This window comes from Solilutibacter silvestris, assembly GCF_050574925.1.
In the GTDB taxonomy this organism is placed as follows: Bacteria; Pseudomonadota; Gammaproteobacteria; order Xanthomonadales; family Xanthomonadaceae; genus Solilutibacter; species Solilutibacter silvestris_A.
The window spans coordinates 519,489-537,336 of sequence record NZ_JBCMOO010000003.1 but is presented as its reverse complement, the minus strand read 5'-3'; the positions used below and the strand labels follow the sequence as shown (position 1 = coordinate 537,336).

General features: G+C 65.7%; 14 protein-coding genes. 9 read left to right on the top strand and 5 right to left on the bottom strand.

Translation table 11 applies throughout. The features are described 5' to 3' along the window. The first annotated feature begins 50 nt into the window (after positions 1-50). The 4 genes from ABE093_RS09245 (at position 51) to ABE093_RS09230 (ending at position 3,143) form a co-directional block, all read left to right on the top strand. Positions 51-674, top strand: a complete 624-nt coding sequence (locus ABE093_RS09245; protein ID WP_430760579.1) for a hypothetical protein — start codon at positions 51-53, stop codon at positions 672-674. Beyond that, positions 671-1,048 carry a hypothetical protein gene (locus ABE093_RS09240; RefSeq protein WP_430760578.1) on the top strand — a complete coding sequence of 126 codons (378 nt, stop codon included), beginning with the start codon at positions 671-673 and terminating at the stop codon, positions 1,046-1,048. The genes ABE093_RS09245 and ABE093_RS09240 overlap by 4 nt, the downstream gene beginning before the upstream one ends. A 94-nt stretch (positions 1,049-1,142) precedes the next feature. Further along, positions 1,143-1,763, top strand: a complete 621-nt coding sequence (lolA, locus tag ABE093_RS09235) for an outer membrane lipoprotein chaperone LolA (RefSeq protein ID WP_430760577.1) — start codon at positions 1,143-1,145, stop codon at positions 1,761-1,763. Between the two features lie 36 nt (positions 1,764-1,799). Next, a complete protein-coding gene (locus tag ABE093_RS09230) occupies positions 1,800-3,143 on the top strand; it encodes a replication-associated recombination protein A (RefSeq protein ID WP_430760576.1) in 1,344 nt (447 codons plus the stop codon). Here ABE093_RS09230 and ABE093_RS09225 read toward each other — a convergent pair whose 3' ends face one another. From ABE093_RS09225 to ABE093_RS09205, 5 genes are all read right to left on the bottom strand, one after another. Beyond that, the gene (locus tag ABE093_RS09225; RefSeq protein WP_430760575.1) at positions 3,144-4,262 is read right to left on the bottom strand and encodes a YXWGXW repeat-containing protein; all 1,119 of its coding nucleotides are present in this window, start codon (positions 4,260-4,262) and stop codon (positions 3,144-3,146) included. 155 nt (positions 4,263-4,417) lie between these two features. After that, the gene (gene crcB / locus ABE093_RS09220; protein WP_430760574.1) at positions 4,418-4,807 is read right to left on the bottom strand and encodes a fluoride efflux transporter CrcB; all 390 of its coding nucleotides are present in this window, start codon (positions 4,805-4,807) and stop codon (positions 4,418-4,420) included. Between the two features lie 31 nt (positions 4,808-4,838). Beyond that, complete coding sequence (locus ABE093_RS09215) at positions 4,839-5,045, bottom strand: hypothetical protein (RefSeq protein WP_430760573.1); 207 nt, start codon at positions 5,043-5,045, stop codon at positions 4,839-4,841. Position 5,046: 1 nt separating this feature from the next. Next, a complete protein-coding gene (locus tag ABE093_RS09210; RefSeq protein WP_430760572.1) occupies positions 5,047-5,874 on the bottom strand; it encodes an SDR family NAD(P)-dependent oxidoreductase in 828 nt (275 codons plus the stop codon). A 9-nt stretch (positions 5,875-5,883) separates the two neighbouring features. Then, a complete protein-coding gene (locus tag ABE093_RS09205) occupies positions 5,884-7,290 on the bottom strand; it encodes an aldehyde dehydrogenase family protein (protein WP_430760571.1) in 1,407 nt (468 codons plus the stop codon). Between the two features lie 134 nt (positions 7,291-7,424). Between ABE093_RS09205 and ABE093_RS09200 the strand changes: the two genes are divergently transcribed. From ABE093_RS09200 to ABE093_RS09180, 5 genes are all read left to right on the top strand, one after another. Beyond that, entirely contained in the window at positions 7,425-8,024 is a 600-nt protein-coding gene (locus ABE093_RS09200; RefSeq protein WP_430760570.1) for a hypothetical protein, read from the top strand. Then, positions 8,014-8,805: a 4'-phosphopantetheinyl transferase family protein gene (locus ABE093_RS09195; protein ID WP_430760569.1), complete on the top strand. Its 792-nt coding sequence runs from the start codon at positions 8,014-8,016 to the stop codon at positions 8,803-8,805. The genes ABE093_RS09200 and ABE093_RS09195 overlap by 11 nt, the downstream gene beginning before the upstream one ends. A 122-nt stretch (positions 8,806-8,927) precedes the next feature. Next, positions 8,928-10,319, top strand: coding sequence for a TIGR03013 family XrtA/PEP-CTERM system glycosyltransferase (locus ABE093_RS09190; RefSeq protein ID WP_430760568.1), 1,392 nt, complete (start codon positions 8,928-8,930; stop codon positions 10,317-10,319). Positions 10,320-10,354: 35 nt separating this feature from the next. Further along, entirely contained in the window at positions 10,355-11,263 is a 909-nt protein-coding gene (locus tag ABE093_RS09185) for a cupin-like domain-containing protein (protein WP_430760567.1), read from the top strand. Beyond that, positions 11,260-17,847 (top strand): amino acid adenylation domain-containing protein, encoded by a 6,588-nt coding sequence (locus ABE093_RS09180; RefSeq protein ID WP_430760566.1) that lies wholly within the window; start codon positions 11,260-11,262, stop codon positions 17,845-17,847. The genes ABE093_RS09185 and ABE093_RS09180 overlap by 4 nt, the downstream gene beginning before the upstream one ends. The last annotated feature ends 1 nt before the right edge of the window (position 17,848 follow it).

The following is a 17,848-nucleotide window of genomic DNA, read 5'->3' as shown; positions in this document are numbered from 1 at the left end:
GGCGATTCGAAGCATTTCGCCGTCCCCTGGCGCCTGGAGAAATGCATTCGATGAGTCGTCATCACGTAGTCATCACGGGGACCGGGCGTGCGGGCACCACGTTCCTGATCCAGCTGATGACCGCGCTAGGGATGCCGACCGGGTTCCGCGAGCGCGCTGCCGATATCTATCCGTTGGCCAATGCCGGGATGGAGCGGGATATCCGCGATCGCCATGCGCCTTACGTCGTCAAGAGCCCGTGGCTGTGCGACCAGCTCGACGAGGTTCTCGCCGACCACGACATCGCGATCGATCATGTCCTGGTGCCGGTGCGTGACTTGTTCAGCGCCGCGGAAAGCCGGCGCGCGGTTTCGCGTGCGAGCGGCCACGAGGATGCGCCAGGCGGGTTGTGGGATACGCCGGATCCCGAGCAGCAGGAAGACATCCTCACGACCAAGCTGTACAAGCTCATCTACACGCTGGCCAAGCACGATATCCCGGTGACACTGCTGCATTTCCCGAGGATTACCCGTGACGCCGATTATCTCTACGAAAAGCTGAAACCATTGCTCGGCCTGTCGCAGCGCTGGAATTTCCACGATGCTTTCCAGCAAGTCGTCAAACCCGCACTGGTGCATGATTTCAAACCACGCAGCCAACACATGACCAAGTCCGCCTCCCGGAGCCCCGCATGAAGATTCTTCGCAGCACCATCGTCGCAACCCTGGCACTGACCGCCGCGTTGGCGATCGGCGCCTGCCATCGCGGGCAGGACGGGCAGGCCGCGGGAGACGGCGGCGGCCATCGTGGCCACGGCATGGACTTCAGCGACGTGAAGTTCCCGATCGCCAAGGCCGATTTCATCACCCGGATGAACACGCGGATGCGCCAGCGTTGCGCCAGCCGTGATGCACAGGCACAGCAGCCGGGGCGTGGCATCGATTGCGGCACGCTGGAAGCCGGCATCGCCAAGTGCGCGACGGCTGCCGCGATCCCCGACAGCATCGCCGACCAGGACGCCGCCCGCGACGCCGGGCGCAGCTATTTCCAGTGCGTGCGCCAGCAATGACGGCTTGACGGATCGTCCGCTCCCGGCCGCATTCAGGTCGGGGTTCAGCCGGATCGGGGCACACTGCCCGTGGACACTGGCAAGGAGCGAGCAGATGCGTATTTCCCGATGGCTGACCGGCCTTTGCGTGCTGGCGCTGGCCCAGGTCGCGCATGCCGACGCCCGCGCCGATCTCACGGCCTTCACCCAGGGATTGAAGTCGCTGCAGGGCGGTTTCTCGCAGGAGGTCTACGACACCAAGGGCCGGCTCAAGCAGTCGTCGTCCGGACGCGTGTCGCTGGCGACGCCACGCCAATTCCGTTGGGAATACGTCAAGCCGTATCGCCAGCTCGTCGTTGCCGACGGCAGGACCGTGTGGATCTACGAACCCGACCTGCAGCAGGTGAGCAAGCGGCCGCAGGGGCCCGAAGAGCAGAACAGCCCGCTGGCGATCCTGGTCGATCCGGCGCGGCTCGACCGCAACTATGTCGTGACCGATGGCGGCGCCAGCGCGGGCGTGAACTGGCTGACGATCGCGCCGCGTTCCAAGGCCGACAGCAATTTCCAGTCGGCGAAGATCGGCTTCAAGGACGGCCAGTTGTCGCAGATCGTCGTGATCGATCCTCTCGGCCAGCGGACCCAGATGTATTTCGCGCAGTGGCAACGCAACATCGCCTTGCCGGCGGCCAGCTTCAGCTTCACGCCGCCCAAGGATGTCGACGTCATCGGCGATTGAGGCGTCGCGACGGATGGCGTCGTAACATCGGGACGAATGAATACCAGCATGTCATTGCCGGGGCTTGACCCCGACGTCAGCGCGTTGCAGCCGCTGGCCGAGCGCATGCGTCCGCGCACCCTGGACGAGATGGCGGGGCAGCAGCGTTTGCTGGCGCCGGGCTCGGCGTTGCGCCGGGCGATCGAAGCAGGGCACGTCCATTCGATGGTGTTGTGGGGACCACCGGGTTGCGGCAAGACCACGCTGGCATTGCTGCTCGCCCAATATGCCGATGCCCATTTCGAAGCGGTTTCGGCGGTGCTGTGCGGCCTGCCGGAAGTGCGCAAGGTGCTGGCTGCGGCGGAACAGCGCTTTCTCGGCGGCCGGCGCACCCTGCTGTTCGTCGACGAGGTGCATCGCTTCAACAAGGTGCAGCAAGACGCCTTCCTGCCGCATATCGAACGCGGCACGATCATCTTCGTGGGCGCGACCACCGAGAACCCGTCGTTCGAATTGAATTCGGCGTTGCTGTCGCGCTGCCGCGTGCACGTGATGGAAGCGGTCTCGGTCGCCGATGTCGCGCAGGTGCTGCAGCGCGCGGTCGATGACGATGCCCGTGGCCTCGGCGGTCGCGGCTTGCAGGCATCGCCGCAGGCGCTGGAACAGATCGCGATTGCCGGCGATGGCGACGTGCGTCGATCGCTGACCCTGCTCGAGATCGCCGCCGAACTGGCGGGCGGGGAGGGCGGCCACATCACCGACGATACGCTGCAGCAGGTGCTGGCCGATCGTACCCGGCGCTTCGACAAGGGCGGCGAGCAGTTCTACGACCAGATCAGCGCGTTGCACAAATCGGTGCGCAGTTCCAATCCCGATGCCGCGATCTACTGGGCGGCACGCATGATCGACGGCGGCTGCGATCCCTCGTACCTGCTGCGTCGCCTCACCATCATGGCGGTGGAAGATGTCGGCCTCGCCGATCCGCGTGCGCTGGAGATGGCGATCAACGTGTGGAACGCCTACGACCGCATCGGTGCGCCGGAAGGCAATATCGCGCTGTCCAATCTCGTGATCTATCTGGCTAGCACGGCCAAGTCGAACGCGAGCTACATGGCATTGAACGCCGCGCGTGCCGACGTGGCCGAATTCGGTTCGCAACCGGTGCCGCTGCATCTTCGCAACGCCCCGACGAAGCTGATGAAGGGGCTCGGCTACGGCAAGGACTACCAGTACGACCACGATGTCGAGGGCGGCGTCGCGCTCGACCAGACCGGATTCCCCGATGCCATGGGCGAGCGTGTCTACTACGAACCGGTGGCGCGCGGCATGGAGCTCAAGCTGAAGGAGAAGCTCGACGCCCTGCGCGCGGCGCGCATCCGTGCGCGCCAGGACAAGGGCTGATCAGTCTCCACCATTGTTGTCGCGACGGCGCTCGTCGCGATGGGGATTGCCGCCGCCGTGCACGGGCTGTTGTTGCTGCTGCTGCGGAGTCGGATGCACGATCGGCTGAGGCGCGTGCATGACCATGGGGCGAGGTTGCTGCATGCGGGGCTGCATCGCTGGCGCCGGCATCGGCGGTCGAGCGATCGGGCGGCGCTCTTCGCGCATCGCGGCGCGATCTTCCGGGGTCAACGTGCGTTCGCGTGCGCCCGGCCATTGCTGCGGCCTGCGATCCGGAATGCCATCGGTCGGCATCATGTTGCCGCGCGCCGGACGCGACGGCATGTTCCTGGGATGCGGCGGTTGCACCGTTGCGGCAGGTTGCTGTGGCGCGGGCGTTGCAGGCGGCGTCGGGGACTGCGTGCCGCGCCATTGCATCCTGTCGGCCTGGCCATGGTTGTAGTTGAAGCGCGCCGTGCGATCCTCGCGTGACTGTTGCATCGCTGCCCGCTGGTCCGGCACCGCGTCCCAATGCCGTTGGCGTTCGGCCTGGCGCTGCTGCATGGTCGGTTGTGCATTCACGCCGCCCGGACCGCCGTTGTAGCTGATGCGATTGTTGTTGATGACCGTCTTGTTGATGATCGTCGTGTTGTTGTAGACGTTGACCACGCGATTGTCGATGCGGTTGTAGCCACGGTTGTAGTTGAAGACGCCGCGATGCCAATAGCCGCCGACGTAATCGCTGCCGAAGTAACCGAAACCGTAGTTGATGCCGCCGTAGTAGCCGACGACCGGGCCCCAGTAACCGCGATGGAAGAAATACACGCCATCGTTCCAGGCCCAGTATCCCGGCGTCCACAGCGCACCGGCGAAGGGCGGCAACACCCATTGGCCCGGTACCCAGTAGTAGTCGCCGATATCGTCGGCCCAGGCCCAGTAGCCGGGTACCCAGATGTAGCCGGGCGCGGGAATCATCGGCTGTTCGTAGATCATCAATGGCGGCGGCGCGAAACGCACGCTGATCGACACCATCGCCTTGGCGGGATGGCTCATCGCCAATCCGGCGGCAAGAGCAAGGCCGGCGAGCAGGGATTTCGGCAGGAGCGTGCGCGGGAACGTGAGGGCGATGGACTTGCTCATGGCGGGCAACCGGTGGGGGCTCATGCCAGTAGACGCCTGTAACGGTGCCCGGTCATCACCTGCGCCAAAAACGTTTAATGGCGATTCGACAACATTGCCGCGGCGTCATTTTTCGTCCACGTTAAGGCGCGGTTGTGGCGCCGTCGCCTCCCGTTTCAGTGTTTGCCGATCAGCAATCCGGCGATGCCGACGCCCGCCAGCGTGCACAGGATCGATCCTGCGACATGGACGAGGACCAGCACGCCACCCCAGCCGAACTGCTGGCGCAGCAGCAAGGTGGAGGCCTCTGCCGAAAAGGTCGAGAACGTGGTCAGGCCGCCGAGGAATCCGGTCGTGAGTGCCAGCCGCACTGCGGGCGGAATTGCCTGGAACTGGTCGAACGTGGCCATCAGCAGGCCCATCACGAAGCCGCCGATCAGGTTGGCGGCGAGGGTGCCGAGGGGAATGGTCGGGAAGATCGAATTCAGGGCGAGCCCGAGCCACCAGCGCGACAGCGCGCCAAAACCGGCTCCGATGAAAATGGCGATGGTGGATTGCAACGGCATGCAGTCGGCTCCGGAAACGCACTCGCTCGAATCATATCGTGCCGCGGATTTTTTCCAGCACGAAATAGGCGATGCCGATGGCTGCGCCGAGCAGCCATGCCGTGAGCGTTTGCAGGTTGGACAACCAGTCGATCAGTGCGCCGGCGATGATCGCCACCAGCACGAATTGCAGGTAACGCCACACACCGAGGTTGCGAATAATGCGCTGGCCGGCGGGCAGCGATGGGTCGTCGGTCATCTCAGTGGCGTCCGCGGAAGTTATCCATGCTGTTGTACACATGGAAGATCCGACCCGCAACGAAATCCCAGGCCGGCAACGGCAGAATGCCCTTGAGGACCTTCGCCAATCGCGTGGTCCAGGGTTTCATCACGATCGGCGTCCCACGGCGCATGCCATTCCACGCAGCTGCGACCGCGCTTTCCGGCGACATCAACGGCGTGAGCAACGGGCCGCGCGCGCCTTCAAACATGCCGGTGGCGATGTAGCTCGGGCAGAAGGTGGTGACGCGGACATGGCGATGGCCGGACTGCTGCAGTTCCAGGCGCAATGAATCGCTCCAGCCGAGCATCGCCCATTTCGATGCGGCATACACGCTCATGCGCGGATTGGACACGGTGGCCGCGGCCGATGCGATATTGAGGATGCGGCGTTCGCGGCTGGCATCGGCGAGCATGGCCGGCAGCAGTGTGCGTGCGATGTGCATCGGCGCCAGCGTGTTGATGCGGATCACTGGCTCGATGTCGCGTCGTGGCTCGGTCTCCCAGAACCAGGCGTTGCCGCGCACGATGCCGGCATTGTTGACGACGAGATCCGGCGCGCCCAGCGTCGCAAGCAGCGTGCCCGCGGCTTGATCAATGGCGGCCGGATCCGCGACATCGACGGCATCGGGATGTGGCGTTGCGCCGAGGGCGCGAATTTCATCGGCAACGCGTTCCAGCGCCGCCTCGTCGATGTCCCACAGCACGACATGTTTCGCGCCTTCGCGCGCGGCCTGCAGCGCGAACAGGCGCCCCATGCCCATGCCGGCGCCGGTCACCAGGACGGTGGTTTCTTTCAGATCGAACATGCGGATTCCTCAGCCACGCACCAGCAACCAGTCGATGACCCGTTCCACCGTTTTTCCATAGGGCGGAAAGATCAGGCGCAGGGTATCGGGCTTCAGCGGCTTGCTCATCACCGGCTTGAAGTGGCTGAAGATGCGGAACGAGGCTTCGCCGTGATACGCGCCCATGCCGCTGTTGCCGACGCCGCCGAAGGGCATCTCCGGCGCAGTGAGGTGTGCCACCGCGAAATCGAATGCCAATGCGCCCGACGAGGTTTCATCGACGAAGCGTTGGCGCAGCGAACGGTCGGAAGTGAAGGCATACAGCGCCAGCGGTTTCGGGTGTGCGCGGATGAAGGCGATTGCTGCATCGGCATCTTCGACAGGGACGATCGGCAGGATCGGGCCGAAGATCTCGTCCTGCATCGCCGCGTCGCCGGCAGTCACGGGATGGAGCACCGTTGGTGCGATGTAGCGCTCACCGGCATCGTGTTCGCCGCCGATCACGATGCGTGCCGGATCGATCTGCGCCAGCAGGCGTTCGACATGGCGGCCGTTGATGATCCGCCCGTAGGTCGGGTTGGCTTGCGGGTCGTTTCCGTACAACTCGCGGATGGCCGCGCGCAGATGGGGAATCAAATTTTCCGCGACCGCCGGCGTGGCCAGCACGTAATCGGGCGCGACGCAGGTTTGTCCGGCGTTGAGGAATTTCGCCCAGGCGATGCGCCGCGCCGCGGCCTCCATGTCGACGCTGTCGTCGATCCACAGCGGCGATTTGCCGCCGAGCTCAAGCGTGACCGGCGTCAGGTGTTGCGCGGCCGCGGTCATCACCACGCGCGCCACGGCCGAGTTGCCGGTATAGAAGATGTGGTCGAACTGTTCGCGCAGCAGGGCGGTGGTTTCGGCGACGCCGCCTTCCACGACGACGACGGCTTCCTTGTCGAGATAGCGCGGAACCAGCTTGGCAAGGGTGGCCGCGACATTCGGCGAGACTTCGCTGGGTTTGAGCACGACGGCATTGCCGGCAGCGAGGGCGCCGATCAACGGCGCCAGCAGCAATTGCACCGGGTAGTTCCACGGCGCGATCACCAGCACCACACCCAGGGGTTCCGGCACCAGGCGTCCTCGCGCCGGTTGCAGCGACAACGGAATGGCGATGCGCTGCGGGCGCAGCCAGCGCCGCAGGTGCTTCAGGGTGTGGGCGATTTCGGCACGCAGGAAGGCGGTTTCGGTCAATCGCGATTCGACAGCGCATTTGCCGAGGTCCGCCAGCAACGCAGCGTGGATGGCATCGGCGTCATCCACCAGCATGCGGTCCAATGCCCGCAATTGTGCGATGCGCCATGCCAGGGGACGGGTGCGACCACTGTCGAAAACCGCCCGGACGGCTGGAACCAGGGCATCCGCTTGAAGGTGAATGGGTGGGGTATCACTTGCCATTTCGATGTCCTATGATTGCGGGTGACCGGGCAATTCGCCCTAGCCAATGGAAGGCGGTCGATATGAAAGGATGCTTCCCGCAGATGCGGGCTACAGTCTGCCTCATCACGCTTGCGTGCGGGTTTTCGCCGGTGATGGCGACACCCAGGCCAGCGTCGGCAACCCCCACCCATGTACAGGTCGACGAAGACGTTCGCGGCATCGTCGCGGGCGCGGTGATGGTCGCGCTGACCGAACGCCTGCACGACACCGCCTTGCGCATCCGCCTGAAATCGGTGGAAGTGAAATCGCGCGAGGGCGCGGCGCAGAACCTCGAAGGCATCGGCGAGTATCGTCCGGCCGCGCAGAACGAATGGACGAGCTTTCGTTTCAGCACGCGTTACGTGCCGGGCGAAGGCAGCGCGACCTATCCGGTGCTCGACTTCGGCCAGTCGGCGAGCACACCCTTGCGTGTGCTCAACGATCCGGTGCTGATCGGCGAACTGGAAACGCGCGTCTGCGACCAGATCGCCAAGGACAGCGGCGTGCGCGAGGTGCGCCTGCAGTTCGACGACATCCAGACCGAACGCAATCCCGGTGGCGGCCTCGACATCAGTGCCGATGCCCGCGCCGATGTCGGCGTCGATACCGGCCGCAGGACGCATATCGAAGGCAGTTACGACGAACGTGCGCGGCGCTGGATCAACGTCAATTACCTGTTCAACATTCCGGATCGATTGACCGGTGGACGCTGAACGCCACGCCGTCGCCGCCGAGCCTGCGGGCAGCCGCTGGTTCGTCGCGGAGCAGGGCGACGATTTCGCCGAATTGCTGCCGCTGGACGCACGGCTTGCAAGCGCGCCGCGCGTGGTCGCCATCAGCGATCTCCAGGTCTGGCGCAGCCAGTTCTGGCGCCTCCAGGAGTTGGTGCCGCCGGCGCTGCACGCACGCGCCCAACGCCTGCGCGATCCCCGCGAGCGCGAGCGCCGTTTGCTGGCCTATGCCTTGCATCGCCTGATGGTCGCCCGGGTCCTCGGACGCGATCCCGCTCGCGTCGAGATCGGGCGGATGGCGTCGGGCATGCCGATGGTCGCGGGCTTGCCGAACGTGGCGACCAGCCTCAGCCACGCCGATGATTTCGTGGCGATCGCGGTGGCGCGCGATGCCGGGATGATCGGCGTCGACATCGAGGCGATCGAGCACGAAACATTGCTCGATGGCCTGGCCGGCAACGTGCTGCACCCGCAGGAAAGCGATCGTGGCGAGGCGCTGATCGATGCCTGGGTGCGCAAGGAGGCCGTGCTGAAGGCGATCGGAAGCGGGTTGTCGATCGACATGAATGCGTTCCGCAGCGGGCAGGGCGCGGCGGTGACGGAACTGGCGATGGCGACAGGGCTGCGCGCGTGGTCGTTGCGCGCCTGCGCCGATCGCGCCCGTCTCGGCTTGGCGGTGCCGACGCTGGACGGAGTGCTGGTGCGGTTCGAACCGGGAAATGTCGATGTCGTTTCACTTCGCGAACAGGTGATGCGGATGTGACTTGACAGCGACTCGACGGCAAGGGGACGATCGCAGAGTCGTTGAAGCCCCGTGATCAGGCGATTGGAACGCCGGCATGCACGGGCATGGAGTTGGACTGAAACGGATTTCAGGAGTGGTGCATGTCAAGGCTAGGGAAAAGCGGCCCCTCAAAGGTTTTCTTCCTTTGGTTTTTCGAATTCGCGTTGCTGATCGGCTGCGTCCGGCTGGCCGGATGGTTGCGTTTCATGCACGACGCGCCGGGCTATCTCGAATTCTCCGATCACCTCTTGTGGCGCGCGGTGCTGTTCGCGCTGGTGTTGTGCGTATCGATGACGGCCTTCGGGCTGCACCACGTCTACCTGCGCAAGAACCGCTTCGGGTTCCTGCTGCGCGAGATCTACGCTTTCGCGTTCGGCGGCGTCGCCCTGCTGGTGATGTATTACCTGTTCCCGCTGTCCTACATCGGTCGCGGCGTGCTGGTCAGCGCCTTGCTCCTCGGATTCTTCGGCGTGATGATCCTGCGCCTGGTGTGGGGCGCGGTGTTCGCGTCGCATACGTTGAAGTCGCGCGTGCTGGTGCTCGGCGCCGGCGAGACCGCAAGTTTTCTCGAACGGCGGATGCGTCGTTCCACCGATCGCCGAAATTTCCGCGTGATCGGCTACGTGCCGAGCGCGGGCGAGGAAATCAAGGTCGAATCGAACCTGCTGGTGCGCGGCGAAGGCAATGTCGACCAGGTTGCGCAGTTGCTCGATGCCGACGAGATCCTGGTCGCGATGGACGACAAGGAGCGCGAGGCGCACATGCAGCCGCTGCTCGAGGCGATCGGCCGCGGCGTGCGGGTATGCGACCTGCCGACCTTCGTCGAGCGCGAGGCCGGCATGATCACCCTGACGCGGCTCGATCCGTCATGGCTGGTGTTCTCGCATGGATTCGATCATTCGTTGCCGCGCCGCCTGAACAAGCGCGCCTTCGACTTCGCTTTCGCCTCGCTGATCCTGGTGCTGGCCCTGCCGCTGATGATGCTGGTGGCGCTGGCGATTCGCCTGGAATCGAAGGGCCCGATCTTCTACAAGCAAATCCGCGTCGGCATCCACGGCGCCAAGTTCTGGGTGATCAAGTTCCGCAGCATGCGCGTCGATGCCGAAAAGGATGGCGTGGCGCAATGGGCCAAGCGCGACGATGACCGCGTGACCCGCGTCGGGCGTTTCATCCGCATGGCGCGCCTGGACGAACTCCCGCAGCTGATCAACGTGCTGCGCGGCGAAATGAGCCTGGTGGGACCGCGCCCGGAACGCCCGCAGTTCGTTGATTCGCTGAACCAGCAGATCCGCTTCTACGACATGCGCCACAGCGTGCTGCCGGGCCTGACCGGCTGGGCGCAACTGCGCTATCCGTACGGTGCGTCGGTGCGCGATGCCGAAGAGAAGCTGCGTTACGACCTGTTCTACGTGAAGAACCACACCTTCTTCTCCGACCTCAGCATCCTGCTGCAGACGGTGGAAGTGGTGCTGCTGGGCAAGGGAGCGCGCTGACAACAGCATCGGCTGGGGGGCCGGGGGAGAAGACGATGGCTGCAGTACCGAAAATCGATTTGGCGCAGTGGATCGACGTCGATTGGACGGCGTTCGACCCATGGCGCATCCAGGCGGTGCGTCACCACCTGCAGGACCATCCGTTGCTGCGCCTCGACGAACTGGTCGCGCTGGCGCAACGACTGGAAGCGCAGGGCAGCGTGCGTACGCATTCCGATTCGGCCAAGGCGGGCACGCCGTTCAATTCCGCGCCGGAGCTGTTCCCGAACGCGGCATCGTCCGCGGATACATTGCGCAATCTCGCCAATGCCCAGGCATGGATGTCGCTGCTGAACATCCAGAAGGATCCGCTGTACCGCACCCTGGTGCGCGAGGTGCTGGACGAATTGCAGCCGGAGATCGACACCCGCGATCACGGCATGAGCTATCGCGGCGGCTGGATCTTCGTGACGTCGCCGCGTGCGGTGACGCCGTACCACTTCGACGCGGAACACAATTTCATCCTGCAGGTGCAGGGCCGCAAGCGCGTCTACGTGTGGCCGCACGACGACCAGGAAGTCGCCAGCGAGCACGCCCGCGACCTGTTCCATCTCAGCCATGAGCGCTATCTGCTGCGTTGGCGCGATGCCTTCCGCGAACGCGCGCATGTCTTCGACCTGCAGCCGGGGCAAGGCGCTTACATGCCGTCGACCAGCCCGCACATGGTCGAGAACGGCGATGGCCCTTCGGTCACGGTCAGCTTCACGTATTACACCGACTCCACCCGCGAGAAGGCGCGCCTGCATGCCGGCCATGGCGCCTTGCGCAAGTTGGGCTTGCAACCACCGCACATCGGGCAGTCGGGCCTGTCGGATTCGCTCGGCGCGCTGCTGCTCAAGTTGCGCAGAGACTACCGCGGCAAGGCTGCGCATGCCTGCGACGAGTACGCGGAGGAAGCTGCGTGAACGCGCGGCTGGCATCCATGGACGCGGTCGCGTCGTCGCTGGTGGATGCGTTCATCGCGCAGGCTCGCTTGCGTCCCGATGCCATCGCCATCCGCGATGGCGATCGCGTCATCAGCTATGCGCAGTTGGACACGATGTCGGCTGCGGTCGCCGCCGGATTGCGCGAGCGTGGCGTAGTCGCCGGCGACATCGTTGCGCTGGATGCCCAGCGCGGCGCCGACGCGGTGATCGCGATGCTGGCGATCCTGCGCTGCGGCGCGGCCTACCTGCCACTGGATCCGACGCAGCCACCGGCGCGACTGGCGACGATGCTCGCCGACGCCAACGCACGCTTGTGCCTCGTATCGCTGGCGAGCGAAGCGGCGATCCGTTTGCCGGAAGGTGTCGTCGCAGCGGCGATCGAGGATTGCGCTGCGGCGGACGCAGCGCTCGCGGATATCGCACGGGCTGGCGAGGACCTCGCCTACGTGATGTACACCTCCGGCTCGACCGGAACGCCGAAGGGCGTGTGCATTCCCGATCGCGCGATCCTTGGGCTGGTCTGCGATGTCGGCTTCATCGACCTGGGCGTGGACACGGTCTTCCTGCAGGCGGCGCCGCTTGGTTTCGATGCATCCACCCTCGAAATCTGGGGCCCGCTGCTCAATGGCGGACAGTTGGTGATCCACCACGAAGCCGTGCCGACCGCGACTGCCCTCGGTGAGGCGATTCGCCGACATGGCATCACCCATCTGTGGCTGACCGCCGCGCTGTTCAACAGCGTGGTCGACGAGGATCCGCACCAGCTGCATGGCCTGCGCCAGCTGTTCACCGGCGGCGAAGCGCTGTCGGTGCGGCATGTGCGGCGGATGCGCGAGGCGGAGCCGGACGTCGCGCTGTTCAATGGCTATGGCCCGACCGAATGCACCACGTTCGCGGTGACCCACGCAATCACCGATCTCGCCGAAGACGCGCGCAACGTGCCGATCGGCCGCGCGATCGACCGCGCCCGCCTGCACGTCGTCGATGGCGACGGGCGGCCGGTGCCCGATGGCGAAGCGGGGGAGCTATGGATCGCCGGCAGCGGCGTCGCGCTGGGCTATTTCGGGCGTGACGACCTCACCGCCGAACGCTTCGTGCCGTCGCCGGATGGGCTTGGTCTGGCCTATCGCAGCGGCGACCAGGTGCGCGTCAACACAGACGGTTGCATCGAGTTCTGCGGGCGCATCGACCAACAGGTCAAGGTTCGCGGGTTCCGCATCGAGCTGGGCGAGATCGAAGCCGTGCTCGGTGCGGTTCCCGGGATACGCAATGCCGCCGTCACTGCGCCGGACAGCGGGCATGGCGAGCGTCGTCTCGTTGCCTATGTGCAGGCCGAGGACGGACACACACTCGATGTGCAGGCGATCCGTGCGGAACTGGCACGCAGGCTGCCGGACTACATGGTGCCGCTGCGCTACGTCGTGCTCGACCGTTTCCCGACGACGGCCAACGGCAAGCTCGATCGTGCCGCCTTGCCGGCGCCTGACCGCACTCGTCCCGAACTCGCGAATCCGCATGTCGCGCCGCGCGGCGAATGCGAAGTCGCGATCGCACGCGCCATGGGCGAGTTGCTCGATCTCGACGGCGTCGGTCGCGAGGACAGCTTCTTCGATCTCGGCGGCAGTTCGCTGTCGGCCTCGCGCCTCGTCGCGACCTTGAAGCAGGATGGCGTGCTGCCGGCATCGGCATCGCCGGGCCATCTCTTCAGCCATCCCACGCCGGCATTGCTGGCGGCGCGCTTCGAGTCGCAATCCGAATCGCAGGCAATCGAGAAGATGGTGCGCAACGGTTCCGAACCGATCGCCATCATCGCCATGGCCGGGCGTTTTCCCGGCGCGGCGGATGTCGAGGCGTTGTGGACGATGCTGCGCGAGGGTCGCGAAGGCATCACCCGGTTCGATCCTGCGGCGCTTGATCCATCCATCCCCGAATCGCTGCGCAACGATCCCGATTACGTGTCGGCGCGTGGCGTGATCGACGGTGTCGAACAGTTCGATGCGGCGTTCTTCGGCATCGGGGCGCCGGAAGCGGAAGTGATGGATCCGCAGCAGCGCATCGCGCTGGAACTGGCCTGGGAATGCATGGAGCGTTCGGGCCATGCGCCGGGCGATGAAGCCGATGGCGACGTCGGCGTGTTCGCCGGCATGTACAACGCCAGCTACTTCCAGAAGCACGTCTTGCGCCATCCCGACCGCATCGCGCGGGTCGGCGAATTCCAGGCCATGCTTGGCAACGAGAAGGACTACATCGCCACCCGCGTCGCCCACAAGCTCGGGCTGACCGGGCCGGCGATCAGCATCCATACCGGTTGCTCGACTTCGCTGGTCGCGATCTGCCAAGCGGTGGAAAGCCTGCGCGCCGGGCAATGCCGGATGGCGCTGGCCGGTGGCGTGTCGGTGACGTGCCCGAGCAACAGCGGCTATCTCTACCAGGAAGGCAGCATGCTGTCGCCGGATGGGCACACCCGCAGCTTCGATGCCAAATCGGCGGGCACGGTGTTCAGCGACGGCGCGGCGATGGTGCTGCTCAAGCGCCTGTCCGATGCGCAAGCCGATGGCGACCCGATCCATGCGGTCATTCGCGGAATCGGCCTCAGCAATGACGGCGCGCAGCGCGCCAGCTTCACCGCGCCGAGCGCGGCGGGGCAGGCGAAGGCCATTCGAATGGCGCACCGCGACGCCGATATCGATCCGCGCAGCATCGGTTATGTCGAGGCGCACGGCACGGCGACGCCGATCGGCGATCCCATCGAGATCGAAGGACTGGCCCTGGCCTTCGGCGAAGCGACTCGGGACACCGGTTTCTGCACCATCGGGTCGCTCAAGAGCAACGTCGGCCACCTGGTGATCGCCGCCGGCGCCGCCGGCGTGATCAAGACCGCGTTCGCGCTGCGCGAAAACTGCATTCCCCGCACGGTGCACTTCACCGCGCCGAATCCTTCCATCGATTTCGCTTCAACCCCCTTCGTCGCCAACGCCGAAGCGGATGCCTGGCGCTGCTCCCCATCCCCTCGGCGCGCTGGTGTCAGTAGCTTCGGTGTTGGCGGCACCAATGCCCATGTCGTCATGGAACAGGCACCGGAAGCTCTGTCTTCCGATGCCGCCGGCGGCGTGCAATTGCTGCAGCTGTCGGCGCGTTCGCCGCAGGCCTTGCAGCAGGCCTGCGAGCAGTTGGCGAACTGGCTTGAGGGTCATCCGCAGGCCAATCTCGCCGATGTCGCCTGGACGCTGCGCAGTGGTCGTCGCGCGTTTGCGTTCCGCCGTGCGGTCGCCGCGGATGGCCACGACGATGCGATCCGGTTGTTGCGGCAATCCAATGCGGCAGCGACTGCGGCGGGTGGCGATCATGGCGTGGTGCTGTTGTTCCCGGGGCAGGGCGCGACCTATCCCGGCATGGGCCGCAGCCTGTACGAAACGCATGCAGTGTTCCGCGATGCCATCGACGCCTGCGCACAACGACTGGGGCGCACGCTGGGTGAGGATCTGCGCACCTTGTTGTTCAGCGATGACCCCGATGCCCTGAGCCCGACCTGGCGCATGCAGCCGGCGACGTTTGCGATCGAATACGCGTTGGGACGCCTGTGGCAGTCGTTCGGCGTCACGCCGATGGCCATGCTCGGGCACAGCATCGGCGAGTTCGCGGCAGCGACGCTGGCCGGGGTGTTTTCGCTGGACGACGCCATCGACCTGGTCGCCAAGCGCGGCGCCTTGATGCAATCGCAGCCGGCCGGCGCGATGCTTGGCGTGCGCCTGTCGGAAGCGGACGTGCTGGCGCGCCTGCCGGGCGATCTCGATCTCGCGGCAGTCAACGGTCCGCGTTCCTGCGTCGTCGCCGGCAGTGCCGAAGCCGTCGATGCCTTCGCCGCGACACTGGCGGCGGAGCAGGTCGCCTGCACGCCGCTGCGTACCTCGCATGCCTTCCATTCGCGCATGATGGAGGCGGCACTGGCGCCGTTCGCCGAAGCCGTCGCCGCATGCACGCGCAACGCGCCGTCGTTGCCGATCATTTCCTCCGTCACCGGCGAACGCCTGGGCGATGCCGAGGCGATGTCGGTGGAATATTGGGTGAACCAGCTGCGCTCGCCCGTGCAGTACGGCCGGGCCGCCGCCACTGCGCTCGCGTTGCCCGGTGTCCGCGTCCTGCTCGAGGCCGGTCCGCGCAATACCTTGAGCCAGCTGGCGAAACAGCAACGTTTCGGCGAGGGCCAGTTCGCATTGCCGTCGCTGGCGGACAACGTCGAGACGGAAGCGCAGTCCTTGCTGCAGGTGGTCGGTGCGCTATGGAGCGCCGGCATCGATGTCGCCACCGATGGCCTCGATACGCGGCAACATCGCCATCGCCTCGAACTTCCGACCTATCCGTTCGAACGCAAGACCTATTGGTTACCCGCGGTCGCAGATGCGCCCGCCGCGACTGCCGTGATTCCCGGGGAGAATTCCATGTCAGCAAGCAATTCCGCGCCCGCCGCACAGACAGCGGCGGCGACCATGAACCCGGACGTGATCGCGCGCATTCGTGCGGTGTTCGAGGATGTTTCCGGCATCGACATGGCGGGCATGCACGACGATGCCAATTTCGTCGAGGCCGGACTGGACAGCCTGACGCTGACGCAGATCGCCCTGCAGTTGCAGAAGAGCTTCGGCAGCAAGGTCAGCTTCCGCCAGTTGATGGGCGAATATTCGACGCTCACGCGACTCGGCACGATGCTCGGGGCAACGATGGCGCCGGCCCGTGTCGAGCAGCAGGCAGCGGTGACTGCCACGGCTCCGGTCGCGATGCCTGCCAATGCCGCGGCCATCACGGTGCCGACGGCTGTTCCCGGCGACCTGCAACAGTTGATCGCGCAGCAGATGCAGTTGATGCAACGCCAGCTCGAACTGCTCGGCGCCGCGCCTGCGGTTCCCGCGCAGGCGCCGGCCGCCGTGGCTGTCCCGACCGCGCCAGTCGCGGCGGCGTCCGTGGAGCCGTCGCAGCCTTCCGACCAGGCCGAAGCGGATGCGCTCGCGCATACCCGCTACGACGTCAAGAAAGCCTTCGGCGCCATCGCCCGCATCGACAACACCGCATCGTCCGAGCTGGGACCGCGCCAGCGCGATCGCCTCGATGCCTTCATCCAGCGCTATGTCGCGCGCACACGCGCGTCGAAGGACTACACGCAACGCCACCGTGCGCGACTCGCCGATCCACGCGTGGTCAACGGCTTCAAGCCCATGCTCAAGGAAATCACCTACCAGATCGTGATGGAGCGCTCCCAGGGCGCGCACCTGACCGATCTCGACGGCAACGACTACGTCGATGCCCTCAACGGCTTCGGCATGAGCCTGTTCGGCTGGCAACCGGATTTCGTGCTGGACGCGGTGCGTGCGCAACTCGACGCCGGCTACGAGATCGGCCCGCAACACGTGCTGGCCGGCGAAGTCGCCGAACTGTTCTGCGACGTCACCGGCAACGATCGCGCCGCGCTGTGCAATACCGGATCGGAAGCGGTGCTGGGCGCATTGCGCATCGCCCGCACGGTGACCGGCCGCGATACCGTCGCGGTGTTCAGCGGCGCCTATCACGGCATCATCGACGAGATGATCGTGCGCGGGACCCGCACCCATCGCGCGGTGCCGGCCGCGCCGGGCATCCTGCGCAATACCGCCGAACACGTGGTCGTGCTCGACTACGGCACCGAGGAATCGGCGCAGTGGCTGCGCGAACATGCCGACGAACTCGCCGCGGTGCTGGTGGAGCCGGTGCAGAGCCGGCGTCCGGATTTCCAGCCGGTCGAATTCCTCAAGGAGTTGCGGGCGATCACCGAAGCATCGGGCGCGCTGCTGGTTTTCGACGAAGTCGTCACCGGCTTCCGCGCGCATCCCGCCGGCGCCCAGGGCATGTTCGGCATCCAGGCCGATCTCGCGACCTACGGCAAGGTAGTCGGCGGCGGTTTCCCGATCGGCGTGATCGCCGGCAAGCGCGATTACATGGATGCGCTCGATGGCGGCGACTGGCAGTTCGGGGACGACTCCGTGCCGACGGTGGGCGTGACCTATTTCGCCGGCACCTTCGTCCGTCATCCATTGGCGCTGGCCGCCGCGGCTGCGGTGCTGAAGCATCTCAAGGCGCAGGGACCGGAACTGCAGTCGCGCCTGAACCAGCGCATCACCACATTCGCCGAAGACCTCAACCGTCATTGCGCCGCGGTGGGCGCGCCGGTGGAAGTGCGTCATTTCGCATCGGTGTGGAAAACCTTCTTCCTCGAGGACCACCCGCTGCAGGATCTGCTGTTCGCGATGATGCGCAGCCGCGGCGTGCACATCCTCGACAACTTCCCGTGTTTCTTCACCACCGCGCATACTGAAGCCGATTACGCCCGGATCGCCGATGCCTTCAAGGCGTCGATCGACGAATTGCAGGACTCCAGCTTCCTGCCCAAGCCCAAGGCGACCACGCAGACGGTGATGGACGCGGCTGCGCCCAAGATTGCCGGCGCGCGATTGGGGCGTGATCCGCAGGGCCAACCGGCCTGGTATGCGCCCGATCCCGAAGCGCCGGGCCAATACGTGAAGGTGGAGGTCTGAC